The sequence below is a fragment of the Rhizobium sp. NLR8a genome (genome assembly GCF_019685235.1).
Taxonomy (GTDB): Bacteria; Pseudomonadota; Alphaproteobacteria; order Rhizobiales; family Rhizobiaceae; genus Rhizobium.
This window is the reverse complement of record NZ_JABDWI010000006.1, coordinates 376,449-400,185: the sequence shown is the minus strand read 5'-3', so window position 1 is coordinate 400,185 and position 23,737 is coordinate 376,449. Positions and strand designations below refer to the sequence as shown.

Annotated in this window: 19 protein-coding genes; 18 read left to right on the top strand and 1 reads right to left on the bottom strand. The window is 61.2% G+C overall.

The window, feature by feature from the left end; all coding sequences use genetic code 11:
- Positions 1 to 444 precede the first annotated feature (444 nt).
- The 17 genes from HJC04_RS14215 (at position 445) to HJC04_RS14135 (ending at position 20,157) form a co-directional block, all read left to right on the top strand.
- Entirely contained in the window at positions 445 to 783 is a 339-nt protein-coding gene (locus HJC04_RS14215; protein ID WP_085779272.1) for a hypothetical protein, read from the top strand.
- A 138-nt stretch (positions 784 to 921) separates the two neighbouring features.
- Complete coding sequence (locus tag HJC04_RS14210; RefSeq protein ID WP_064804680.1) at positions 922 to 1,128, top strand: hypothetical protein; 207 nt, start codon at positions 922 to 924, stop codon at positions 1,126 to 1,128.
- 157 nt (positions 1,129 to 1,285) lie between these two features.
- Positions 1,286 to 2,089: a pseudouridine synthase gene (locus HJC04_RS14205; protein ID WP_210629988.1), complete on the top strand. Its 804-nt coding sequence runs from the start codon at positions 1,286 to 1,288 to the stop codon at positions 2,087 to 2,089.
- On the top strand, positions 2,086 to 2,799 hold the full coding sequence (locus HJC04_RS14200) for a phosphoribosyltransferase (RefSeq protein ID WP_210629987.1): 714 nt from the start codon (positions 2,086 to 2,088) through the stop codon (positions 2,797 to 2,799). The genes HJC04_RS14205 and HJC04_RS14200 overlap by 4 nt, the downstream gene beginning before the upstream one ends.
- Before the next feature lie 139 nt (positions 2,800 to 2,938).
- Positions 2,939 to 4,681, top strand: a complete 1,743-nt coding sequence (locus HJC04_RS14195; RefSeq protein ID WP_221123018.1) for an SLC13 family permease — start codon at positions 2,939 to 2,941, stop codon at positions 4,679 to 4,681.
- Between the two features lie 85 nt (positions 4,682 to 4,766).
- Positions 4,767 to 5,711, top strand: a complete 945-nt coding sequence (locus HJC04_RS14190; RefSeq protein WP_221123021.1) for a phosphoribosylaminoimidazolesuccinocarboxamide synthase — start codon at positions 4,767 to 4,769, stop codon at positions 5,709 to 5,711.
- A 106-nt stretch (positions 5,712 to 5,817) separates the two neighbouring features.
- Positions 5,818 to 6,420 (top strand): TetR family transcriptional regulator, encoded by a 603-nt coding sequence (locus tag HJC04_RS14185; RefSeq protein ID WP_210629985.1) that lies wholly within the window; start codon positions 5,818 to 5,820, stop codon positions 6,418 to 6,420.
- 158 nt (positions 6,421 to 6,578) lie between these two features.
- Complete coding sequence (locus tag HJC04_RS14180) at positions 6,579 to 7,787, top strand: efflux RND transporter periplasmic adaptor subunit (protein ID WP_221146497.1); 1,209 nt, start codon at positions 6,579 to 6,581, stop codon at positions 7,785 to 7,787.
- Positions 7,788 to 7,835: 48 nt separating this feature from the next.
- Positions 7,836 to 10,946: an efflux RND transporter permease subunit gene (locus HJC04_RS14175; RefSeq protein WP_210629983.1), complete on the top strand. Its 3,111-nt coding sequence runs from the start codon at positions 7,836 to 7,838 to the stop codon at positions 10,944 to 10,946.
- Between the two features lie 150 nt (positions 10,947 to 11,096).
- Complete coding sequence (locus HJC04_RS14170) at positions 11,097 to 12,533, top strand: efflux transporter outer membrane subunit (RefSeq protein WP_210629982.1); 1,437 nt, start codon at positions 11,097 to 11,099, stop codon at positions 12,531 to 12,533.
- 163 nt (positions 12,534 to 12,696) lie between these two features.
- A complete protein-coding gene (locus tag HJC04_RS14165; RefSeq protein WP_221123015.1) occupies positions 12,697 to 13,740 on the top strand; it encodes a LacI family DNA-binding transcriptional regulator in 1,044 nt (347 codons plus the stop codon).
- A 1-nt stretch (position 13,741) separates the two neighbouring features.
- Positions 13,742 to 14,764, top strand: a complete 1,023-nt coding sequence (locus HJC04_RS14160) for an ABC transporter substrate-binding protein (RefSeq protein ID WP_221146496.1) — start codon at positions 13,742 to 13,744, stop codon at positions 14,762 to 14,764.
- Between the two features lie 62 nt (positions 14,765 to 14,826).
- The gene (locus tag HJC04_RS14155; RefSeq protein ID WP_210629979.1) at positions 14,827 to 15,654 is read left to right on the top strand and encodes an ABC transporter permease; all 828 of its coding nucleotides are present in this window, start codon (positions 14,827 to 14,829) and stop codon (positions 15,652 to 15,654) included.
- Entirely contained in the window at positions 15,651 to 16,430 is a 780-nt protein-coding gene (locus HJC04_RS14150; RefSeq protein WP_221146495.1) for an ABC transporter permease, read from the top strand. Before HJC04_RS14155 ends, HJC04_RS14150 begins: the two co-directional genes overlap by 4 nt.
- Complete coding sequence (locus HJC04_RS14145) at positions 16,423 to 17,448, top strand: ABC transporter ATP-binding protein (RefSeq protein WP_221146494.1); 1,026 nt, start codon at positions 16,423 to 16,425, stop codon at positions 17,446 to 17,448. The genes HJC04_RS14150 and HJC04_RS14145 overlap by 8 nt, the downstream gene beginning before the upstream one ends.
- A 4-nt stretch (positions 17,449 to 17,452) precedes the next feature.
- On the top strand, positions 17,453 to 18,373 hold the full coding sequence (locus HJC04_RS14140; RefSeq protein ID WP_210629976.1) for a nucleoside hydrolase: 921 nt from the start codon (positions 17,453 to 17,455) through the stop codon (positions 18,371 to 18,373).
- Positions 18,370 to 20,157 carry an adenine deaminase gene (locus HJC04_RS14135; RefSeq protein ID WP_221146493.1) on the top strand — a complete coding sequence of 596 codons (1,788 nt, stop codon included), beginning with the start codon at positions 18,370 to 18,372 and terminating at the stop codon, positions 20,155 to 20,157. The genes HJC04_RS14140 and HJC04_RS14135 overlap by 4 nt, the downstream gene beginning before the upstream one ends.
- 112 nt (positions 20,158 to 20,269) lie before the next feature.
- Here the strand turns inward: HJC04_RS14135 and HJC04_RS14130 are convergent, their stop codons facing one another.
- Positions 20,270 to 22,246: a putative bifunctional diguanylate cyclase/phosphodiesterase gene (locus tag HJC04_RS14130; RefSeq protein WP_409078114.1), complete on the bottom strand. Its 1,977-nt coding sequence runs from the start codon at positions 22,244 to 22,246 to the stop codon at positions 20,270 to 20,272.
- Positions 22,247 to 22,500: 254 nt separating this feature from the next.
- Here HJC04_RS14130 and HJC04_RS14125 point away from each other — a divergent pair, with 254 nt between their 5' ends.
- Positions 22,501 to 23,544: a class I SAM-dependent methyltransferase gene (locus HJC04_RS14125; protein WP_210629974.1), complete on the top strand. Its 1,044-nt coding sequence runs from the start codon at positions 22,501 to 22,503 to the stop codon at positions 23,542 to 23,544.
- Positions 23,545 to 23,737: the final 193 nt, after the last annotated feature.

Sequence of the window (23,737 nt, the reverse complement as noted above, 5' to 3'; positions counted from 1 at the left end):
AACACAAACCAGCAATCGCCAATCCGCTTGAGTTTCTTTAGAACGAAAGACTTCGTCGCCAGCAGCGCCGCCGCCCTCGTTCAGTGAGTGGGCTTATAGAACCTTCCCCTTTTCTAAGTCAACTGCCATTCCAAAAGTTTTTTGACATTTTTGTAACAGGCTGATTTGACTGCTATTTTCTCCAGGTTCCTTATCCACAGGCGGCGTTTTCGCGACAAATTTCCGAAGTTTTCTTTATCGGCTGGTCAAAAAATCCTCGAATTGCCACCCGTCACCGGCGAAAGATCGCGTGAAAACAGAGCTTTGAGCCAATTTATAGTTAATCGAGGATTAAATTGACGCCGGCCGGCGAGCTTTAAATTTCCGTCACAAATCAGCAGCTGCAATTTCGGAACCTATCACCGTTTGAGGTGTTGTCTTTCCCATTGAAGGAAGGAGACCGACATGGCTGCCAACACCGATGACATCAGAGCATCTGTCAGCAAGGACATCGCTGCGCTCCAGCAGGAAGTCTCTCGTCTGCAGAAGATGATTTCCGCCCAAGGCGCCGAGGCCTATTACGAAGTCCGCGGCCGCGCCGGCAAGGCCTACGATGAAGCCCTGCCCCGCGCCAAAAACGCCGTCGCCCAAATCCGGGCCGAAGGAGCAGCCGCTGCGGGCGCCGCCCGCGAGCATGCGGCCGCAACGACCACCGCACTGGTGCTTGCCGGGGCGGTCGGCTTCCTCTTTGGCTACCTGCTGTCCGGCAATTCACAGCCGCAGCCTCGCCATTGGTGGCACTAAACCCTCAATCCGCCCAGGAGCCGACTTTTTTACGCACTCCGCCGATCAATCTTTGGCAGGGTGCGTAAATGCTTATGTCTCAGAAAAACCAATTTTTAATGCAAGGGGTGGAACATAAAAACGAAAGGGAGGACGACAATGGAAAACAAGAGGGCCAATTGCATCATTGAAGTCAGCGTCGACGGCGTCAACGGCCGTTACGCGGTCGGCATCATGAATATGCGTCAGGCGCTCGAGCTGCCGGAAATGCCAAGCCTGTCCTATACTCATCCCGACCCGGCGAAAGCCGCTGCCGGCATCGTCGTCAGCCGCAAGGAGCTCGCCGGCTTCATGGCCTGCCGCTAAGGCGGCGCGAGCGACAGGTTTTTCGCCCAGACGGCGCTTTATCCGAGGCGCTGACGTCGTTTTTGCAACCCCATCATTCCCTGGTTTTAGTTGTCATGCTGGCATCGTTGTGCGGTTCGTGCCAAGAAGCGGCATCGAGGCTGGACAGGGATGGCAGATGAGGGATCGGCGCCCATCACATAAGACGCGCGAGCGGCTGAAGCCTGCCGCCGACACGGCAGGCAAGCGGGTCACCCTTCCGCGCGCCCTTTCCAAACTCGGCTATTGCTCCCGTACCCAGGCCGAACGGCTGATTGCCGAAAGCCGCGTGGCCGTCGACGACCGTATCGTCAGCGATGCCTCTGCATGGGTCGATCTTTCGACGGCGAGGATCAGTGTCGACGGACTTGTCATCGCTGCAGAGGCGAAAATCTATCTGATGCTCAACAAGCCACGCGGGCTCGTCACGACCCGCCATGACCCCGAGGGCAGGCCGACGGTCTATGATTGCCTCAAGAATTTCGACATCCCGCACCTCTCTCCGGTCGGCCGGCTCGACAAGGCAAGCGAAGGCCTGCTGCTTTTCACCAATGACACCGAGTTCGCCCAGACCCTGCTCGATCCGATCACCCATGTGACGAAAACCTATCATGTCCAGATCGACCGCCTCATGGACGACGAGGAAATTGCCGCTATGACATCCGGCATCCGCCATGACGGCGAGTTGCTGACGGCAACCGCCACACGACGCCTGCGCCAGGGCGACAGGAACTCTTGGATCGAGGTCGAGCTCGATGAAGGCCGCAATCGCCAGATCCGCCGTATGCTGGAGGCGCTCGGCACCGAATGCTTGCGCCTTGTGCGGGTCGCCATCGGCGGGCTCGAACTCGGGGAACTTCCAAAGGGCGCCGTGCGTGCGTTGACAGAGGCAGAGTTGCAGGGGTTGCGTCGACGAGCCGGCATGGAAAGGGCGAGACGTTGACCGATGTGCCGGAGATCGAGCCGCATGAATTCTGGCAGGAGATCCATCCGCCCGGCACCTTTCCCGACGATCGGGAATTCACCACCTTCTATGTCGCCACGCTGGAAGACGGCCGCCAGCTTCGCCTGCCGATACGCGTGTTGGCAGATGGCGATCACGCCCTCGCTTCGCTGATCGTCAACCAGGCGAGCTTCGCCGTCCTCGACGCGTTGGCCGACGGTCTCGCCGAAAAGATCAGACCCATGGGCGTCGATGTCGTCGCCGGCCTGCCGACGCTCGGCTTGACGCTTGCCGCCGCCGTTGCGCAGAAGCTCGGCCACGGCCGCTACGTCCCTCTCGGCACCTCGCGCAAGTTCTGGTACCGCGACGAACTCTCCGTTCCTCTGTCTTCGATCACCACCCCGACACAGGACAAGCGCCTCTATATCGATCCGCGCATGCTGCCGCTGCTGACCGGACGGCGCGTCGCCCTGATTGACGACGTCATTTCCAGCGGCGCCTCGATCGTCTCGGGCCTTGACCTGCTGACGGCCTGCGGCATCGAACCTGTCGTTATCGGCGCGGCCATGCTGCAATCGGAGCGGTGGCGCGATAGCCTCGCAGCCGCCGGGCCGCAGTGGGTCGCGCGCATCCGCGGTGTCTTCGCAACGCCCCTGCTGGAGCGGAATGCCGGGGGTCGCTGGCAGGTTTCGGCCCGATCGAAGACATGAGATTGTTCAATTTTTGCCGGCTGGCGCCTCTGTACAGCAGATGAGGAACGACTACAGTCCGCCCAAGGCAGTCACCCGGAAATCTGCAGCGGTTCCGGTACAGCGACATACCCCCATCGATGAAACACCGGATCCGCCCATGTCGTTCGAGCAAGCATCCCTGCTGATCCTTCTGCTGGCGATGCTCATTCTCTTCTCGCTCGAGCGCATACGCATCGAGGTGACTGCGATTGCCGGCCTGCTCGCCGGATATGCGCTCGGACTTTATCCGGCCGACCAGATCTTCGCGGGCTTCGCCAGCCCCGTCGTTATCACCGTCATCGAAATCCTGCTGATCGTTCAGGTGCTGGCGCGCGCCAAACTCTTCAACAACCTCGCTGCGCGTGTCGCGGCCGCAAGACCCTCGAACTTCAAGATCATATCAGGCGCTTCCTCGCTTGCCGGCGTTCTTTCCATCTTCATGAACAATATCGGCGCCTTTGCAATCACCTTGCCGGTGGCGCTGCGGCTCGGCGTGGCACTCTCAATCCCCCGCCGTCAGCTCGTCATGCCCATCTCGTTTGCCGCCCTGCTCGGCGGCCTCGTCTCGCTGATCGGCACGCCGGCCAACCTGCTCGTCAGCGACGCGCTTGCCAAGACGTCCGGTGCGCGCTTTCATTTCTTCGATTTCAGCTATGTCGGGCTGCCAGTCGCAATCGCCGGCATCCTGCTCATCGCCGTTCGGGTCCGATACTTGTTTCCGGAACCTGACGCAGTGCCGGCAACGCTCGCCCAGGGCTCGCGGCGCATCGTCGTCGAACGTCGCATTCCGGATGCTTCGCCGCTGATCGGCACACGGCTTTCCGAGTGTCTGACCCGCTTCGGCATCAAACCGCACGCGCTGATCCGTAACGGCAATTTTGTGTTTGGCCCGCTCGACCAGTCGATGGTCTGCGCGGGCGACGTGCTGCTTGCCGAAGGCGCCGATGACATCTTTGCCGGCCTTGCCGCCACACAATCGCTGGTGGCTGATGCCCATCTGGACGGTCCGCCGCCGGATTTTACCCGGGTCGAAACCGTCGTCATGCCCGAAAGCACGCTGGTGGGTTCGCGCATCAGCTCGCTCGAAGTCTTCCACCATCGCGGCATCGCAGTCACTGCTCTTTCCATGCGCACACCGCGCATCGAAGGCCGCTTTCTCGATCTGCAACTGTCGATCGGCGATATTTTGACGCTGGAAGGGCCGCGCTCGGCAATCGCCGAAGCGCTGGAGGAAAGCGAGTGCCTGCCGCTTGCTCCGACAGCGTTAGCCGAACCGGCCATCCTCTCCTGGCGGCCTTTCGCATTATTTGCCTGCGGCGTCGCGGCGTCGGCGGCGGGCCTGCATCCCGAGGTCGCTTTTGCGGGTGTCGTCCTCGTCCTCGCTTTGCTCAATCATCTCAACATCCGGCAGGGGATGGCCGACCTCAACTGGCCGATCATCATCATGCTCGCGGCGATGATTCCGATCGGCCAGGCAGTGGCCAGCACCGGGGCGGCCGAAGCCATTGCCGGCTGGCTGAGCCTCATCGTGCCGGTTAACCATCCGCTTTCCGGCATCGCCCTCATCCTCTTCCTCGCGATGGCGCTGACGCCCTTCGTCAACAACGCGACCGTCGCAATCGTGCTCGCCCCGATCGCACTCGAATTTGCGAAGATCGGGCGGCACGCACCCGACGCCTATCTGATCGCGGTCGCCGTCGGAGCCTCGCTCGATTTTCTGACGCCCTTCGGCCATCACAACAACACGCTGGCGATGGGCGTCGGCGGCTACCGCTTCAGCGACTTCCCGCGGGCCGGCTGGCCGCTTGCCGTCGCAACTTACGGCCTCGCTCTGTTTCTTCTGGTTCTGTTCTGGCTGTGATGCCATAGTCGGCTCGGCTTGAACTTCGCCGGTAATGAAACTAGAGCAGGAAGCCTTCAGCCAAAGACAAGGACAGTCGAACGCCGTGCGAATCCTCTCCGAAGCCCATTTCCCGGAACTGCCGAACTACTATCGCGGCAAGGTGCGCGAGAATTACGACCTTCCCGACGGACGCCGCATCATCGTCAGCACTGATCGCCTCAGCGCTTTCGACCGTATTCTTACCTGTATTCCCTATAAGGGCCAGGTGCTGACGCAGACCGCACGTTACTGGTTCGAGGCGACGAAGGACATTTGCCCGAACCATGTGCTCGACTATCCCGATCCGAACGTGGTCATCGGCAAGCGGCTCGACATCCTGCCGGTTGAAATCGTCGTGCGCGGTTATCTCGCCGGCACCACCGGCACCTCGATCCTGACCCTCTATAAGAAGGGTGAGCGGGAGATGTACGGCATGCGTCTGCCGGACGGTATGCGCGACAATCAGATCCTGCCGGAACCGGTCATTACGCCGACCAGCAAGGAATTCGACGGAGGCCATGACGAACCGCTGACGCCTGCCGAAATCGTCACGCGAGGACTTCTGACCAGCCACCAGTGGGAAACCTTGTCGAAATATGCGCTTGCGCTCTTTGCCCGCGGCCAGGAAATGGCCGCGAAGCGAGGCCTGATCCTCGTCGATACCAAATATGAATTCGGCACCGATGGCGACGGCAACATCATCCTCGCCGATGAGATCCACACGCCGGACAGCAGCCGCTACTGGCTTGCCGACAGCTACCCGGCAAGCTTTGCCGCCGGAAAGCGGCCGGAAAGTTTCGACAAGGATTTCGTCCGCGCCTGGGTGGCGGAGCGTTGCGACCCCTACAAGGATGAAATCCCTGAAATCCCAACCGAACTGATCGAGCAGACCTCGGCCGTCTATATCAGGGCCTACGAGGCGATAACCGGCGAGCGCTTTGTTCCCGACAATAGCGGCGAGACGCCGCTTGCCCGTGTCCGAAACAATCTCGCCCGCTATTTCCCTTGAAAAGGCGACACGAGAGCCGCCGGGCCTTGCATCGGCTTGGCAGTTTTCGCTGAATAGCGCTAGCATCGGCAAAAAGGGATACCGGGCGCGGCCCGGCGGGGGACGGATGGTAAGAAGGCCGAGACGCAAGGCCGAGGAAACGCGACAGGACATCCTCTCCATGGCGGAGATGCTGTTTCGCGAACGTGGCTTCGCCGCGGTGTCGATCGCCGATATATCAGGCGCGCTGCACATGTCGCCCGCCAATGTCTTCAAGCATTTCCGTTCCAAGGTGGCACTGGTCGATGCCATCGCCGGGCGACATCTCGACAATGCCGCCGAGCGTTTTGTCCCTCTCGACCAGACCATGCCCGCGAAAGAGCAACTGCTTCGCTTCGTCCTGCGCCTGCTGGAGGGCCATCTGCAGGATATCCAGAAGAGCCCTTACATCTTCGAAATGGTGCTTTCGACCATCGAAGCCAAACTCGAAGCCGGCAATCGCTATCGCGCCCGTATCGAGGAGAAAATCGGCGAGATCATCCGCAAAGGCATGGTGGAAGGACGTTATCATTGCCGCGATCCCGAGCGTGCGGCGCAGACCGTCGCCGATGTGCTTGCCTGCGTGCTGCACCCTGTCCTCATCGTCCGCGACGACAAGGAGACGCTGGTGCATCGTGCCGAGGAAATCGTCGGCTTCGTCGATGCCGCACTGCAAAATAGCGCTTGCTAAGTGACGGTTGCTGACTTACGTCACTTCGTAAAGCTTTTGTTAGACTCGGGATTATGGCATTTGAGGCCAAGCTCATCCTGACGCTTACATAAGCCTGCGCTCGGCCCGGCCGGGCCCGTGGATCGAACGGCGATTGCCACCGCATGAGGGAATTCAGAATGATTCGGCGTGCCGTCCTCATCTCCTCGGCCCTGCTGGCCGGCGCATTGCTTGGCGCCTGCAGCGACAATGCCGGCAAGCCCGCGGGCAATGCCGGCGCGGCCGCGCAGCAGGCGATCCCCGTCGGTGTGATCGCCTTGACGAAGGCGAATTTCCCGATCACGACAATTCTTCCTGGCCGCGCCGAAGCTTTCCAGACGGCCGATATCCGGCCGCAGGTGAGCGGCATCATCCGCGAGATCGCCTTCAAGGAAGGCGGCGAGATCAAGAAGGGCGACCTTCTCTATCAGATCGAGGATGCGCCCTATATCGCCGCCGTCGAGCAGGCTAAGGCGGCCATCTCCAAGGCCGAGGCGAGCGTGCCGAGCGCTGAAAGCAATCTCGAACGCTACCAGCGCCTCGTCGGCAGCGGCGCCACCCAAATCGAATACGAGACGGCGAGAACGACGCTTCTCCAGGCGAAGGCCGAGGTCGAGGCGGCAAAGGCTGCCCTTTCCGCGGCACAGATCGACCTCGACCATACGAAGATCGTCGCGCCCTTCGACGGCGTCATCGACCAGACCGCCTACAATATCGGCAACGTCGTCTCGGCCAACCAGACGACGGCGCTGACGACGATCCGGCAGCTCGATCCGATCTATATTTCGCTGACGGAATCGAGCACCAACCTGCTGAGGCTGCGCGATGCGATGGCCGCCGGCGATATCAAGGGCGCGGAGAATGTCGCCTTCCACCTGATCCTTGAAGACGGCAAGGAATATAATCAGCAGGGGAAGCTCGACATGTCGAAGCAGGTGGTCAGCGAGACCACAGGCACCTTCATCATCCGTGTGCTCTTCCCCAATCCCGATCGCATCGTCCTGCCCGGCATGTATGTCCGCGCCACGGTCGCGCTCGGCGCCGAAACCGGTTATGCGCTGCCGCAGCTGGCGACGAGCCGTGACGCCAACGGCCGGTTGACGGCGCAATTCGTTTCCGCCGACGGCAAGGTCGAAACCCGCGCCTTCGAGAACAGCTCGCCCTCTAATAATTCCTGGCTGGTAACCGAAGGCATCAAGGACGGCGATCAGCTGGTCGTCACCGGTCTGCAGTCGGTCACGGCGGGCATGCCGGTGAAGCCGGTTCCGATGGAGATCAACGACAATGGCGTGGTCGTGGCTGCCGAGCAGCCCGCGGCCGGTGACGCTGAGAAGCCCGCAGCGAAGTAATCGCTGCGAGGCCGCATCGTCACCGTCTCAGCCGCACAGGAACAACCAATGGCCAAGTTTTTCATCCGACGTCCGATTTTCGCCTGGGTTATTGCGATCACCATCATGCTCGCCGGCCTGCTGGCGATCTTCACCCTGTCGATTTCGCAATATCCCGACATCGCCCCGACGACGGTGCGCATCAACGCCACCTATCGCGGCGCCAGCGCCGAGACCGTCGAAAAATCGGTAACGACGATCATCGAAGACGGCATGACCGGCCTGGACGACCTCACCTATATGACTTCGACTTCGTCGACCGGATCGGCCAGCATCCAGCTCACCTTCGGAACCAGCATCGATCCCGACATCGCCCAGGTGCAGGTGCAGAACAAGCTGCAGCTGGTCCAGTCGCAGCTTCCGGGCGACGTTATCGATGCCGGCATCAGCGTGACGCGCTCGACTTCGAGCATTCTCCTCGTCGGCTCGCTCGTTTCAACTGACGGCAAGCGCAATTCGGTCGATCTCGGCAACATCATGTCGACCTCCATCGAGGACCAGATCCAGCGCCTGGAAGGCGTGGGCAGCATCAACGTCTTCGGTTCCGGATACGCCATGCGCATCTGGCTCGATCCCTTCAAGCTGGTGAAATACCAGCTGACGCCGAGCGACGTCACAGCAGCGATCCAGGCGCAGAACACCCAGGTCTCCGTCGGTTCGCTCGGCGCCCAGCCGACGATCCCCGGTCAGCAGCTCAATGTCACCATCACCGCGCAAAGCCAGCTCACCACCGTCGCCGACTTCGAGCACATCATCCTGAAGGTCGAAAAGGACGGCGCGACGGTGCGCCTGAGCGATGTCTCGCGCATCGAGATCGGTCAGGAAAGCTACGGCGGCAGTTCGCGCTACAACGGCCTGCCTTCGAGCGGTTTCGCCGTCAACCTCGCAATCGGCGCCAACGCCATCGATACCGCCGCACGCGTTCGATCCGCGCTCGATGTCATCGGCCGCACCTTGCCGGAAGGTGTGAAGATCACCTATCCCTATGACACGACGCCCTTCGTGGAGCTGTCGATCGAGAAGGTCGTGCATACACTGATTGAGGCAATCGTGCTCGTTTTCGTGGTGCTGCTCGTCTTCCTGCAGAATCTGCGCGCCACGCTCATTCCGACCATCGCCGTTCCGGTGGTGTTGCTCGGCACCTTCGGGGTGCTGGCGGCCACCGGCTATTCGATCAATACCTTGACGATGTTCGCCATGGTTCTGGCGATCGGCCTTCTCGTCGACGATGCGATCGTCGTCGTCGAAAACGTCGAGCGCATCATGTCCGAAGAGAAGCTTTCGCCGCTCGAAGCGACGGAGAAATCGATGGGCGAGATCACCGGCGCCATCGTCGGCATTGCGCTCGTGCTGACCGCCGTCTTCATTCCGATGGCCTTCTTCGGCGGCTCGACCGGCATCATCTATCGCCAGTTTTCGATCACCATCGTCTCGGCCATGCTGCTGTCGGCGCTCGTCGCCATCGTGCTGACGCCGGCGCTCTGCGCCACGATGCTGAAGCCGGTCAGCGAACACGGGAAACACCGCGTCGGCGACTGGTTCAATCGCAACTTCACGCGCTCGACCAACGGCTATGTCTGGACTATCGGCTATCTCTTGAAGCGGCCGATCCGCGTCATGCTGGTCTTCCTTCTCGTCGGCGCCGGCTGTGCCTATCTCTTCACCCGGCTGCCGAGTTCCTTCCTGCCGCAGGAAGATCAGGGCGTGCTGCTGACCATCGTCACCACGCCGCCAGGCTCGACCACGCAGCAGACGCAGGCCGTCGTCGAGAAGGTGGAGCACTATTATCGCGAGAAGGAGAAGGATGCCGTCGAGTCCGTCTTCGGCGCACTCGGCTTTGGCTTCAGCGGCTCCGGCCAGAACAGCGCCATCGTTTTCACCAAGCTCAAGGATTTTTCGCTGCGCACCGATCCAAATCTGAGCGCCCAGTCGGTCGTCAACCGGGCCCTGCGCAGCTTCTTTGCGATGCGCGAGGCACAGGTTTTCGCGCTCCTGCCGCCGGCGATTCAGGGCCTCGGCGTGTCGAGCGGCTTTTCCATGTATCTCGTCGATACCGGCGGCCACGGCAGCGACGCGCTGACGGCTGCTTCCAAGCGGCTGATCCAGATGGGCAACAGCTCGGGTAAAATCGTGGCGCTGCGCAGCAGCAACAAGGAAGTCGAGCCGCAGATGCGCATCGTGCTCGATCAGGAGAAGATCGGCGCCATGGGCGTCGACATCGCCTCGGTCAATTCGATGTTGTCGATCATCTTCACCGGCCGCGACGTCAACGACTTCACCCTGAACGGCGAGATCAAGCCGGTCTACGTCCAGGGCGACGCGCCCTTCCGCATGCAGCCGGACGATCTTAATCACTGGTATGCCCGCAACACGGCCGGCGAGATGGTGCCCTTCTCCGCCTTCACCAAAACCGAATGGGTGAAGGGCGCACCTTCGCTTGCCCGCTTCAACGCCGTCAGCGCCATTCCGCTCGATGGCGCCGCCGCGCCCGGCGTGTCATCCGGCGATGCCATGAACGAAATGGAAGCGCTGACCGAGCAACTCGGCGGCGGTTACACCGTCGCCTGGCAGGGCATTTCCTACCAGGAGCGCCTTTCCGGCTCACAGGCGCCGATGCTCTATGCAATCTCGGTTCTCGTCGTCTTCCTCTGCCTGGCAGCGCTTTACGAGAGCTGGTCGATCCCCTTCTCGGTAATCATGGCAGTGCCGGTCGGCGTCCTTGGTGCTCTGGCGGCGGCAACACTCTTCGGCCAGTCCAACGATGTGTATTTCAAGGTCGGCTTGCTCACCACGATCGGCCTGGCGGCGAAGAACGCGATCCTGATCGTCGAATTCGCCAAGGATCGCACGGAAAGCGGCATGGGGCTTTTCGAGGCGACACTGGAGGCGGCGCGGCTGCGCCTGCGGCCGATCATCATGACATCGCTTGCCTTCATTCTCGGCGTCGTGCCTCTGGCGATCGCTACGGGCGCGGGCTCGGCGGCCCAGAACGCTATCGGCCTCGGCGTTCTCGGCGGCATGCTGTCGGCAACGATGCTCGGAATTTTCTTCGTGCCGTCCTTCTACGTCGTCATTCGACGCATCTTTGCCACACGCGACAAAAATGCGGCAGGAGTGTGATATAAATGCACTGTGATAATGCTGTTCCGATTGCTACATTGCGCCCGACTGCTTCGGTGTGTGTGTTTGTGGTTGGACGAGGCGCGGCTGCGATAGTGAAGCATGAAGCTTCGGACAAGAATTGACTTGCTCGAGTACAGGATGAAATGAATGGTATCTCTTCGTTTTGCCACACCGGCATTATTGTTATTACTGTCGGGCTGCGTTGTTGGCCCGGATCATGCTCCTCCTGAAATGCCGCTGCCCGCTAAATTCGGAGAAGGCGGAACAAAAAGTATAGGCGACGTTGCTACCGCAGCCTGGTGGACCGCCTTCAACGACCCCAAACTGAATGGCTATGTTCAGGCCGGCCTTGATCAGAATCTGACGGTCCAGCAGGCGATCGAACGTATCAACGCGGCCTCCGCAAACGTCACTGTCGCCGGAGCGGGCGCCCTGCCGAATCTGAACGTCGGCGCCTCTCACACGGTCAGCGGCCAGAGGGGCGAACTGCGCACGCAGTTCGACACGCGCAACACCAGCGCCGGCGACGTCCAGCTGAGCTGGCTGCTCGATCTCTTCGGGCTCTACAAGCGCAGCACCGAAAGCGCGCTCGCTTCGCTCGACTCCGCCTACGCGTCGGCTGATGTTGCTAAGCTGACCCTCGTGCAGGATCTCGTCTCCAGCTATATCGACGTCCGCTATTATCAGCAGCGTCTGGCGCTTTCGAGGGCCAACCTGAAGTCTCGTCAGGAAACCTACGAACTGACCAAGTTCCAGCTGGAAGCCGGCGCTGCCTCGCGTCTCGATGTCGTTCAGGCCGAAGGCCTCGTACAGTCGACGCTCGCTGAAATTCCCGGCCTCGAAACCAACATCCGCATATCGGCCCATCACATCGCCACGTTGCTCGGCCTACCGGCCTCGGCCCTCGTCAATGAGCTGCTGAAGGGCCGCGGTCAGCCAGTATTCCGTGGCGGCATCAACTCGGGCATCCCTGCGGACCTGATCCGCAACCGTCCCGACATTCGCGTCGCCGAGCGCGATCTCGCCGCCGCAACGGCCAATATCGGTGTTGCCGAGGCCCAGCTTTATCCGAGCATCTCGCTCAGCGGCTCGATCTCGCCGTCCTACATCAACCAGCGCGGCATCCATGGCGACCTGACCCCCTGGTCCTTCGGTCCGACCCTCAACTTGCCGATCTTCGATGGCGGCCGTCTGCGCGCCAACGTCAAGTCGGCCCAGTCCACTGCCGCGACCGCCTATCTCAACTGGAAGTCGACGGTGCTGTCTGCGGTCGAACAGGTCGAGAACGCACTCGCGGCTGTCCGGCGCGACGCCCAAACGGTCGCCGCCCTACAGGCCCAGGTGAAGACCACTCAGGAAACGCTCGAACTATCGACCGCGTCCTACAAGGACGGCGCCTCGTCGCTGCTCGACGTTCTCGATGCGCAGCGCCAGGTTTCGCTTGCCCAGGCAAGCCTTGCCCAGGCGGTCCAGCAGATGGCCAAGGATTACGTCTCGCTGAACATCGCGGTCGGCGGGGGCTACGCACCCGGCGGCAAGACCACCGCGACGGTGGCGTCTGTGCCGGCAAAGGCCAAGAGCTGAGCGGCTTTTCGCCATTCTGAAATTACCAAACCCCGCGATTGCCTCGCGGGGTTTTTCATTGCCGGCAATATCCCGGAATACTCGCGCCCCAGACGAATTTGGATTCGACAAGCAGAAGGAGCTGCTATAGGACTGATTAAACGATTAATCAGAATGCTAGATCATGGCGTCATCGCGCTCCGGACCGAACCTCAGCAGGATTGCGACCTCCCTCGGCGTTTCCATTGCCACGGTCTCCAATGCGCTTTCCGGTAAAGGTCGGGTCTCCGGCCCGTTGGTCGAACGGATCCGCGAACATGCCGCCGAACTGGGCTATGTCCCGAGCCAGGCCGGCCGAGCGCTTAGGACCGGCCGCAGCGGCGTTCTCGGCCTGGTATTGCCCGATATCGCTAATCCTCTGTTTCCGAAGATCGCACAGGCGATCGAATATGCCGCCTCCATCGCCGGTTACGGCGTGCTGATCGCCGACTCCCGTGGCGATGCTGCCGCCCAGACCGAGGCGATCGATCGTCTCGTCGAACGCGGCGTCGACGGCCTGATCATTGTTCCCCGCCGCGCCACCCGCATTTCGTCCGCCGCTTGCCCAGTCGCTCTCATCGACACCCCCTCGACGCCAGGCAACACCGTTTCAGCCGACCATTGGCAGGGCGGCCGCGAAATTGCTCTCCATCTCGCGGACCTCGGCCACCAGCGCATCCTCATCATCGGCAACAACCAGGAATCCAGCGTTCAGAACGACCGCGCCGATGGGATTCGCGCCGGTATGCACGCGGGCATGCATGCCGAAACGCTGTGGATCGGGAAGGTGGAGCAGGATGGCGGCAGCGGCTGTCCGCTCGGCCTCGCCGAAAAGGTGCGGGAGGGTTTTACCGCTTTCGCGGCTCTCTCCGATCTGCAGGCGTTGCGCGCGCTGACCGAGCTGCAGCAGGCCGGCATCAGCGTTCCCGGCGATGTCAGCGTCACCGGCTTCGACGACCTCATCTGGTCGCCTGTTGTCACACCGTCGCTGACGACGGTAAGGATGGACATGGATAGAATTGCCGGAATTGCCGTATCGGCGCTGGCCGATACCATCAGAAAAAGCCGCGTCCGGGAAGGCGTGCTCGTTACCGCGGAAATCGAACGCGTCGCAATGCAGCTGATTGTCCGCCAATCATCCGGGCCTGCGAGTCCGGCAACAAAAACCTCAGAGATGGAGAACATGTAAGATGAAAAAAGCTCTCATGGCGTCGGCGGCACTCGCCGCACTGTCGCCGTTTGCCGCCTCCGCAGCCGAACGAACGCTGACCATTTCCGTCTATGCCTTCGCCCAGGACGACTTCAAGACGCTGGTCTATGATCCGTTCGAAGCCCAATGCGGCTGCAAGCTGGTGGTCGAGACCGGCAACAGCGTCGAGCGGCTGGCCAAGATGGAGGCGAACAAGGCCAACCCCGTGGTCGATCTCGCCGCCGTTTCGATGGCGGATGCGCTTGCCGCATCGCGCGCCGGACTGACCGACAAGATCGATACGACGAAACTTGCCAATTTCGACAAGCTCTACGACGTCGCCAAGGACCCGAACGGCGACGGCATGAGCGTCGGCTACACTTTCTATGCCACGTCGATCGCTTATCGTTCCGACAAGATGAAAATCGAGTCCTGGGCCGATCTTCTGAAGCCGGAATATGTCGGCCATGTCGCCTTCCCGAACGTCACAACCAATCAGGGCCCGCCGGCGCTCTATATGCTGGGCCTGTCGCTCGGCAAGGATACGCCTGATCTGCAAGGCCCGATTGAGGCGCTGGGCGAAAAGAAGGACGACATCGTCACCTTCTATGAAAAGTCCTCGCAGCTCGTGCAGCTCATGCAGCAGGAGGAAATCTGGGCAGCCCCCATCGGCCGTTTCTCCTGGGCCGGCTTCACCAAGCTCGACCTTCCCGTCGCCTGGGCAACGCCGAAGGAGGGGCAGACCGGCGGCATGAACGTGCTGGTGTTGACCAAGGGTTCGAAAAACCAGGATCTCGCCATGCAGTTCATGGATTTCTGGCTTTCGACCGCGATCCAGACCAAGCTCGCCGAAAAGCTGATCGACAGCCCCGCCAATAGCGAGGTCAAGCTTTCGGAAGCTGCGGCCGGCAACCTCACCTATGGCGAGGAAACGGCCAAGAGCCTCAAACTGATCCCTTCCGCCATCGCCCTCGACAACCGCGCCGGTTGGCTGAAGACCTGGAACGAGAAGGTCGGCCAGTAGAGCCCGCATGAACCCGCCCCGGCCGCTCGCCGGGGCCATCTCCTCTCCTCGAAAGGCGTCTCATGTTCCAGAACCGCGCGGAAGCCCTGGCGCTTGCCTTGCCGGCAGCCGTCTTTGCGACGGTGGTCTTTCTGCTGCCCGTCGCAATCCTGCTGTCGGAGGGTTTCCGCGCCGATGGTGCCTGGACGCTGTCGGCCTATACCGGCTTCTTTTCCGAGACGCTGAACCGCACCGTTTTCCTGCGCTCCTTCCGGCTCGCCCTCGAGGTCACCGCCGTCTCGGCCGTCATCGGCTACGCCGCAGCCTTTGCCATCGTCAACCTGCCGGCGAACGGCAAAGGCCGCATGATCGGCCTCATCACCCTACCGCTGATGATTTCGCCGGTGGCCCGCACCTATGCCTGGATTGTCATTCTCGGCCGCACCGGTATCGTCAACCAGGCGATCACGGGCCTCGGTTTCAGCGCCGAACCGCTGCGCCTGCTCTTCACCGAGACCGCCGTCTTCATCGGCCTCCTGCAGCTATTCCTGCCGCTGATGATCCTGTCGTTGATCAGTGCGCTCGAAAACATCCCGAGGGATGCGATCCCGGCTGCCCGCGTGCTCGGCGCCAACTGGTTGCAGGCCTTTTGGAAAGTCGTCCTGCCGCTGACGCGCGAGGGTCTCGTCATCGGCGGCACGCTCGTCTTCACCGGCTCGCTCACCGCCTACATCACGCCGGCCATCCTCGGCGGTTCCAAGGTGCTGATGCTCGAAACGCTGATGTATCAGCAGGTGTCCGTCGCCAATGATTTCGTCTCGGCAAGCGTCATCGCCTTCATCCTGATCGTCATGAGCTTTGCCGCCAACATCCTGCTGAAACGCCTTGCGACGGCGAGGAGCCGCAGATGAGCATCCGTCTCCTTTCGCCTGTCGTGCTCCTCCTGCTGCTGATCTTCCTGATCGGCCCGTTCCTGATCATCATTGCCGCCTCGCTCTCGGCGGGCGATACGCTGGCCTTTCCGCCGCAAGGCCTGTCGCTGCGCTGGGTGATGAAGGTCTTCACCATCGAAAGCTTCCGCGACAGCTTCGCCATGTCGCTGTTCCTTGCCGTCTTCGGAACGCTCGCAGCCCTCATCCTCGGCATCCCGGCCGCCTATGCCTTGTCGCGTTACCCAATGCCCGCCGCCGAAACCGTCCGCACCATCGTCTCGCTGCCGATCATCGTCCCCGGCATCATCGTCGGCCTGGCATTGCTGCGTTATCTCGTCGTGCCCTTCGGCTTCAACATCACGCTTGCGCTGTTCTTTGCCCATGCGGCCCTCGTACTGCCCTATGCCGTGCGCGTCGTTTCGGCGAGCCTCGACAATCTGCGCGCGGATATCGAGGAAGCAGCCGTCCTGCTCGGCTCCTCCAGGCTCGGTGCCTTCTTCCGCGTGGTGATGCCGAATATCCGCGGCGGCATCCTGGCCGCCTTCATCCTCGGCTTCGTCACCAGCTTCAATCAGGTGCCGGTCTCGCTCTTCCTTTCCGGCCCGGGTGTGCGGACACTGCCGATCGACATGCTGGGCTATATGGAAACCACCTACGATCCTTCGACCGCGGCGCTCTCCGCCCTTCTCGCTTTCCTCTCGATCGGTATCGTCTTCCTCGCCGAACGCTTCCTGGGATTCTCGCGTTATGTCTGATGCCTATCTCAAACTCGACAAGCTGACGCTTCGCTATGGTGATACGGTCGCCGTCAGGGATCTCGACCTTGCGATCGCCAAGGGCGAGCTCGTCGCTCTTCTCGGCCCGTCCGGCTGCGGCAAGACGACAACGATGCGCGCCATTGCCGGCCTGCTGAAGCCCGCTTCCGGCCGCATTGGCCTCGACGGCGCCGATATAACCCGCGTCTCCGCCAACAAACGCGCGGTCGGCCTCGTCTTCCAGTCCTACGCGCTTTTCCCGCATCTGACGGTCTACGAAAACGTCGCCTTCGGCCTGCGCCTCAAGGGCATTTCGGGCGCGAACCTCGATGCCCGCGTCGGCGCCGGCCTGAAATCCGTCGGCCTGACCAGCTTCGCCGGCCGAAAGCCTGCCGAACTGTCCGGCGGCCAGCAGCAGCGCGTCGCAATGGCGCGATCCATGGTGATGGAGCCGAAGGTGCTGCTGCTCGACGAACCGCTCTCCAACCTCGACGCCCGGCTTCGTCTCGAAATGCGCGCGGAATTGCAGCGCGTGCAGAAGGAGACCGGCGTCACCATGATCTTCGTCACTCACGATCAGGTGGAAGCCCTGGCCCTCGCCGACCGCATCGTCGTGATGCTGAACGGCGGCATCGAACAGATCGGCACGCCGGAGGAGATCTATAACAATCCCGCCTCCGCCTTCGTCGCCGATTTCGTCGGCTTCGAAAATGTCTTCGCTCTGAAGGACGGAAAACTTGTGACGCCGCACGGCCCCGCAGCACTCTCCGAACCGCCGCCCCAGGCTGTGGCCGGCCTGGCCTGGCGCCCGCGTACGGTGACCATCGGCTCCGGTCCGTTCCAAGGTACGGTGCGCGGCACGTCTTTCGCCGGCAATACACGCGAATACCTCCTCCAAACGCCGCTTGGGCCTATAAAGGCTGAAATCGACGCGAGCTTGCCGCCGCACGAGATCGGCAGTGAGCTCGCCTTCAATCTGCCGGTCGCCAGAGCGGCCAACCTCAAGCGCTTCGGGTGACATCATGGGTGCATGGATCGATACCGACATGGGCTTCGACGACATCGCCGCCATTCTGGTGGTGGCGCAGTCGAAATATCAGATCGACGGCGTCTCGCTGGTCTTCGGCAATACGCCGCTGCCGCAGGTGCGGGCGAATGCCGCAGGCGCCGCCAGCGCCTTCGGCTGGACGTTCCCCGTCCATACCGGTCGTGCAGCACCTGTTCTCGGCAAGCCCGAAACCGCCCAGGCGATCCTCGGCGAAACCGGCATTCCGACGTCAGGCACCAGTCTGCCGAAGGCCCCTCCCAGTGCCGAGAGCGATGCCTTCACCGCGCTCTGCCGCTGGCTCGACGGCGACGGACCCCACCGCATCCTGGCGCTCGGGCCGCTCACCAATATCGCCGCCGTGGCGCTCGCCCGCCCCGATCTTGCCGCGCGCATCACCGACATCGTCTGGATGGGCGGCGGCGTCACATCGGGCAACCATACGGCCTCTGCCGAGTTCAACGCGCTCGCCGATCCCGAGGCGCTGGCAATTGTTATCGCCCATGGCCTGCCGTTGCGTATGGTCGATCTCGATCTCTGCCGCAAGATAGTTGCAAGGCCCGAAGATGCCGAGCCGGTGCGCAGTGCCGGCGGCGCCAATGCCGAACTGATCGCCGACATGTTCGCCGGTTATATAGGCATCGGCACCAGCCGTGGTCGTCCCGGCATGGCAATTTACGATCCCTCAGCCGCCGTGGCTTTCGTCGCCCCCGATATCGTTAGCTTCCGCCCCGCCCGCATCGACGTCGAACTGCAGGGCGCCCTCACCCGTGGCCGCACCGTCGTCGAGACCCGCGCCACGCATGCGACCTTCAACGCCCAATTCGCCGCCGATATCGACGTCGAGAAGGCGCGTACCATCATTCTCGCCGCTTTGGTCAACGAGGCCCGCAAATGAACGCCATTCCTCGTCAGGAACCTTTCGATCTCAACGATCCCGAATTGCGCGCCCGGGCAGTTGCCGCCGCCCGCGGCGACGCTCCCTTTGATATGCTCATCACCGGCGGCCGGCTGCTCGATGCGGTGACAGGCCTGATCCGGGAGGCTGATATCGGCCTCGTCGGCGCGCTCATCGCAAGCGTCCATACGCCGGCAAGCCGAACGGATGCCATCGAGATCATCGATGCGACCGGCGCCACCCTGACGCCGGGCCTGATCGATACGCACATGCATGTCGAAAGCTCGATGGTGACACCGGCAGAATATGCAAGCGCCGTGCTGGCGCGCGGTGTCACGACGGCCGTCTGGGATCCGCATGAATTCGGCAACGTCCATGGCCTCGACGGCGTGCGCTGGGCGATCGAGGCGGCACGTGCATTGCCGCTGCGCATGATCCTGCTCGCCCCCTCCTGCGTGCCGTCTGCACCGGGCCTGGAACTTGCCGGCGCCGATTTCGATGCCGCCGTCGTTGCCGAGATGCTGCGTTCACCCGCTGTCGGCGGCGTTGCCGAAGTCATGAACATGCGCGGCGTCATCGACGGCGATCCACGCATGAGCGCTATCGTCAACTCTGGCCTTGCCTCCGGCAAGCTCGTCTGCGGCCATGCTCGGGGCCTCGAAGGCGCTGACCTCAACGCCTTCATGGCAGCGGGCGTCACCTCGGACCACGAACTCACCTCCGGCGCCGATCTCGCCGCCAAGCTTTCCGCCGGCCTGACGATCGAGCTGCGCGGCTCTCACGATCATCTCTTGCAGGAATTCGTCGAGGTGCTGAACGGTCTCGGCCAGCTGCCCTCCACCGTTACGCTCTGTACCGACGATGTCTTTCCCGATGAACTCTACCAAAGCGGCGGCCTCGACGATGTCGCCCGCCGCCTGGTGCGCTACGGCATGAAACCGGAATGGGCACTGCGGGCCGCGACCTTCAACGCCGCTGAGCGGCTGAAGCGTTCCGATCTCGGCCTTGTCGCCTCGGGCCGCCGCGCCGATCTCGTTCTCTTCGAGGATCTCACGGAATTCCGAGCACGCCTCGTCATATCAGACGGCCGCATCGTCGCCCGCAACGGCAGCATGGAGGCGGCCGTTCAGCCGCTCGATACGGCGCCGCTCGTCAACTCCATCAAGCTACCGCCGCTGACGGAGAATGATTTCCGCGTCCCTGCGAAGGGCGCGCGCGTCCGCATCGCTACCATCGACCGTCCGCGCTTCACGCAATGGGGCGAAGCCGAAACGGAAGTCCAAGACGGCTTCGTCGTGCCGCCGGCCGGCAGCGCCATGATCGCCGTCGCGCATCGCCACGGAAAAGCCGGAGGCACCCCGCGCATCGGCTTTCTCACCGGCTGGGGCGAATGGCGCGGCGCCTTCTGCACCACCGTTTCGCATGATAGCCACAACCTCACCGTCTTCGGCGGCAATGCGGCCGACATGGCGCTCGCCGCCAACGCCGTCATAGCAGCCGGCGGCGGCATGGCAGTCGCCAAGGACGGCGTAATCCAGTCGATCCTGCCGCTCCCGCTCTCCGGCCTCGTCACCGACGCCTCACTGAAGGACACCGCCTCAGCCTTTGCCGAAATCCGCAAGGCCATGGACAAAATCGTCGACTGGAAGCCACCCTACCGCGTCTTCAAGGCCTGTTTCGGCGCAACACTCGCCTGCAATGCGGGTCCGCACCTAACGGACCGGGGGATTGCGGATGTGGTGACGGGGAAGGTGGTGGAAAGTCCGGTGCTGGAGATTTTCTAGGTCGAACGCATCTCAAAGCGAGGGGAGTGCCGTGCAGCCCTCCATCCGCCCACGGGCGTCTGCCGCCGTGACCAACATAACATATGGCCTATTCCGAAATAGACATTCGGAATCAAACCTTCCTGACCAGGCCGAACGGCAGCACGTTGTCAGATTCAAGCTGAGCTGCCGACGCGGGCCGTCCGATGTAATATCCTTGGATCTGGTTGATTCCGTACTGCTGCATCAGCCGCTGATGTTCAATGGTCTCAACGCCTTCAATGAGTATCCTTACGCCGCGATTGCGCAGCAGGCTGATGATGTCAAGCAACATCCGCTTCCCTTTTTCCGTGTTGCAATCATGGAGGAAGGATCGATCGATCTTGACTGTGTCGAATTCTATGAGGCGAAGCCACGAGAGCCCGGCAAACCCTGTGCCGAAGTCGTCCAGCCAGACTTGAGCGCCTAGCTTTCTCAGGTCGCTGATGCAACGAACCACGGTCTGGTCGATTTCCAGCTCAACGCCTTCTGTAATTTCGAAAGCAAGCCGAGCACCCGTCACGCCGAATTCTGCGAGCGTCGCAGCGACATAGCTGGCGAAACCTGGCATTTTAAGTTCAATCGGCGAAACGTTGACGCTGGCAACTTGCACCAAGCCGGTTGCCAACAGGTCTCGGCAAACGGTGCGGATTGCCCACCGGCCGAGTTCAACAATCGAACCTGTCCTTTCCGCAACTGGAATAAACATAGCAGGTGGTATCTGCGTCCCGTCCAACATCCTCAAACGCATCAAAGCTTCAACGCCGTCCGTCTTGCCTGTCTGAATGTTGCGGATCGGCTGATAGACGAGTGAGACAAGCCCGTGTTCAATCGCAATTTTCAACGTCGCGGCTATATCCTCGCTGTCATCGCTACTCTGCGGGTCTTCGGGATCGAAGACCACGAGGGTGTTGCGACCCGTTGCCTTGGCGGCATAAAGCGCGCGATCGGCTTCATGGACGACCTTGTCGACCTGTTTGGTCTCATCCCGCGTATAGGACACGCCGACACTCACGGTGATTACGGCGGTCCCGTCCCGCCTGTGCTCGTGTGGCCAGGCCAACGCTCGGACGTCAGCACAAATTGCTTCTGCCAGGTCGGTCGCTCTTTGCGAATTCGGCATTGGCGTGATGACGATGAATTCCTCACCTCCGTATCGCCCGATAATCGAGCCCCAGGACGAGGCCACGCTTTGGAGAAGCTGCGAGACAGCGACAAGGCACCGGTCACCTTCTTGATGGCCGTAGCAGTCGTTATAGTGTTTGAAATAATCGACATCGATAAGCAGGACGGCAAAGGGCGCCCTATGGTCCTGCCAGCGTTGCCAGTAGTCACGCAGACGTTGATCAATCGCCCGGCGATTTTCCAGCCCGGTCAACGAGTCGGTGTTCGAGAGATGCAAAAGAGCCCTACCTCTTTCGTCGGCAGCAGCTTGCTGCAAACTCGCTTCAAGAGCATTCAGGAAGACTTTATAGCGCTCTCTGTTGAGTTGAAGGTTCACGTAAGAGGTAAAAATAAAGCAAGAAATGCAGAACGCACCGAGGATCAGCTTATGAAGAAGCAGCATCGGCGCGAACAAACAGAGGGCGCCGATGAAGATGAGCATGTTCGTTACGGAGGCCGCAAGAGCTAGCGGAAACCGGAAACTGAAGAACAGGTTGACGCTCATCATAAAGATCGAGCCAAAAACCATATAGTATGAAAAGGCGTCCGTGACCGTGGTCATCTGAGCGGTGAGAAGCCAGACAAGATAAGCTGCCAGCACGGACACCGCCCCAGCCGTATCGACCGTATCGGCTTTTGCCTTGCAGTAGAGCAAGAGTTCCAACACGCACAGCGCACCGGCGCCAACCGCCAATCGACCGGCGATCGTGTACCGGACCACGTCGCCAATAAAGAGATAATCGGTGAAAGAGTATGCAAGGTAAGCGGCCACCGCTATCCAGAGGCCGTTGCGCGTAGCGGTCTTTCGGCCGCTCTCGCTCTTCTGCTTATAAAGACGGCGCAACTGTTCTGGCGACAGCATCGGCCTTATTGTGGCGACTGCGGTCTCGGCTAACACGTGCATCATGCCCCTGCCACCCAACATATTGCCACAGTTGCCCTACGCAGACTGCTGGCTGATGCTGGATAGCCCTGCGCAGACTCCACATCAACCGATAAGGCTCCCTCGAGCCACAAGCGGGCAGAGTATCTGTCGGGTTCACTAATATTTTCTAAAATTAAAGCGTGCGCTGAGGCCGCGTTCCAACCTTGACGCTTGACCTTAAAAGAATGATGAAGATTTTATTCAATGTTTAGATCTTTATCCCCAATGAGGTTTCCGTGGCTCAGCCCCTCTTTTCCCTTGATGGTCAAAGCTTGATTACACCGCAGTCCGTTAGCAATCAGTTCCCCTCACCTCACCACGATAATGAAAAGGACCTGCTGCGGACTGCAGAAGCTGAGTTTGCGATTGTCATCAACATTGCAATGCAGCGGTTCGGTGCCGGGAAAGACCTGCCTGGCGCAGTCAAGTGGTTAATTGGTCAGCTTCATGACGTCCGTCAAAAATTCGGTGCTGCTGTATGGCAGAAGCTCATCCCATTTATTCAGGCCCATCCCTCGGCAAAGATCCTGCAGCAGTGCCCGTTCACTCGTTGGTCCTTTGAAAAACCTCGCGGCTATTCCGGTGATGCCGGTCTTATCGACTTTATTTATGGCCATCCGGCGGTGGCCGAACAAGTGGCCAGATCCACCCTTCTCGGGCTGGATATCTTTGAATACACGATCAACGCGCCCGGCCCGGTAGCGGTCAGGGAACGTCGCGACATCCTGACCCGCTACGTCGATGACACCGCTGCGCGAACGGGTTCGGATACCGAGGTGCTGGCCATCGCCGCCGGCCACCTCCGGGAGGCGGAGACATCAAAAGCATTGGCAGAAGGCCGCCTTAAACGCTGGGTTGCTCTTGATCAGGACCCCCAAAGTATTGGCTCGATCGCCAGCCAATTCCATGGGACTTCTGTAGAGCCTATCGACGGATCCGTGCGCGGCTTGCTCGCGCGAAAGCATCAGCTTGGCACCTTCGATCTGATCTACGCAGCAGGGCTGTACGATTACCTTGCCGATAAAGTGGCAATCCGGCTCACGCAGATTTGCATGGAAATGCTGAAACCGGGCGGCGTCTTTCTATTTGCCAACTTCTCCGATGAGATGGCGGATGACGGATACATGGAATCCTACATGAACTGGGAGCTCCTCCAGCGATCCAATGCCGACATGTGGCGTATAGCCAATGCCGGTGCGGCGGAAAATACGGTTGAAAAGACAGTCTGGTTCGGGGCCAATCGCAACATTATTTACGCCACCATCAGGAGGCTGTCGTAAGTCGCGACGACCGGGCCGCGCTGCTACAGACCGGCCGGCGGTTTGGAGCTCCCGCTGCTGGCGATCTGGGCCTTTGCCCTGGCTGGGGCTCCCAGCTTGGGCCAACTGACGGCAGGATCCATTTACGCCTGGGCGCTCGTGCTGATGCTCATCGGCCTAATCATCGCGGAGCTGAAACAACAGACCGCACCGA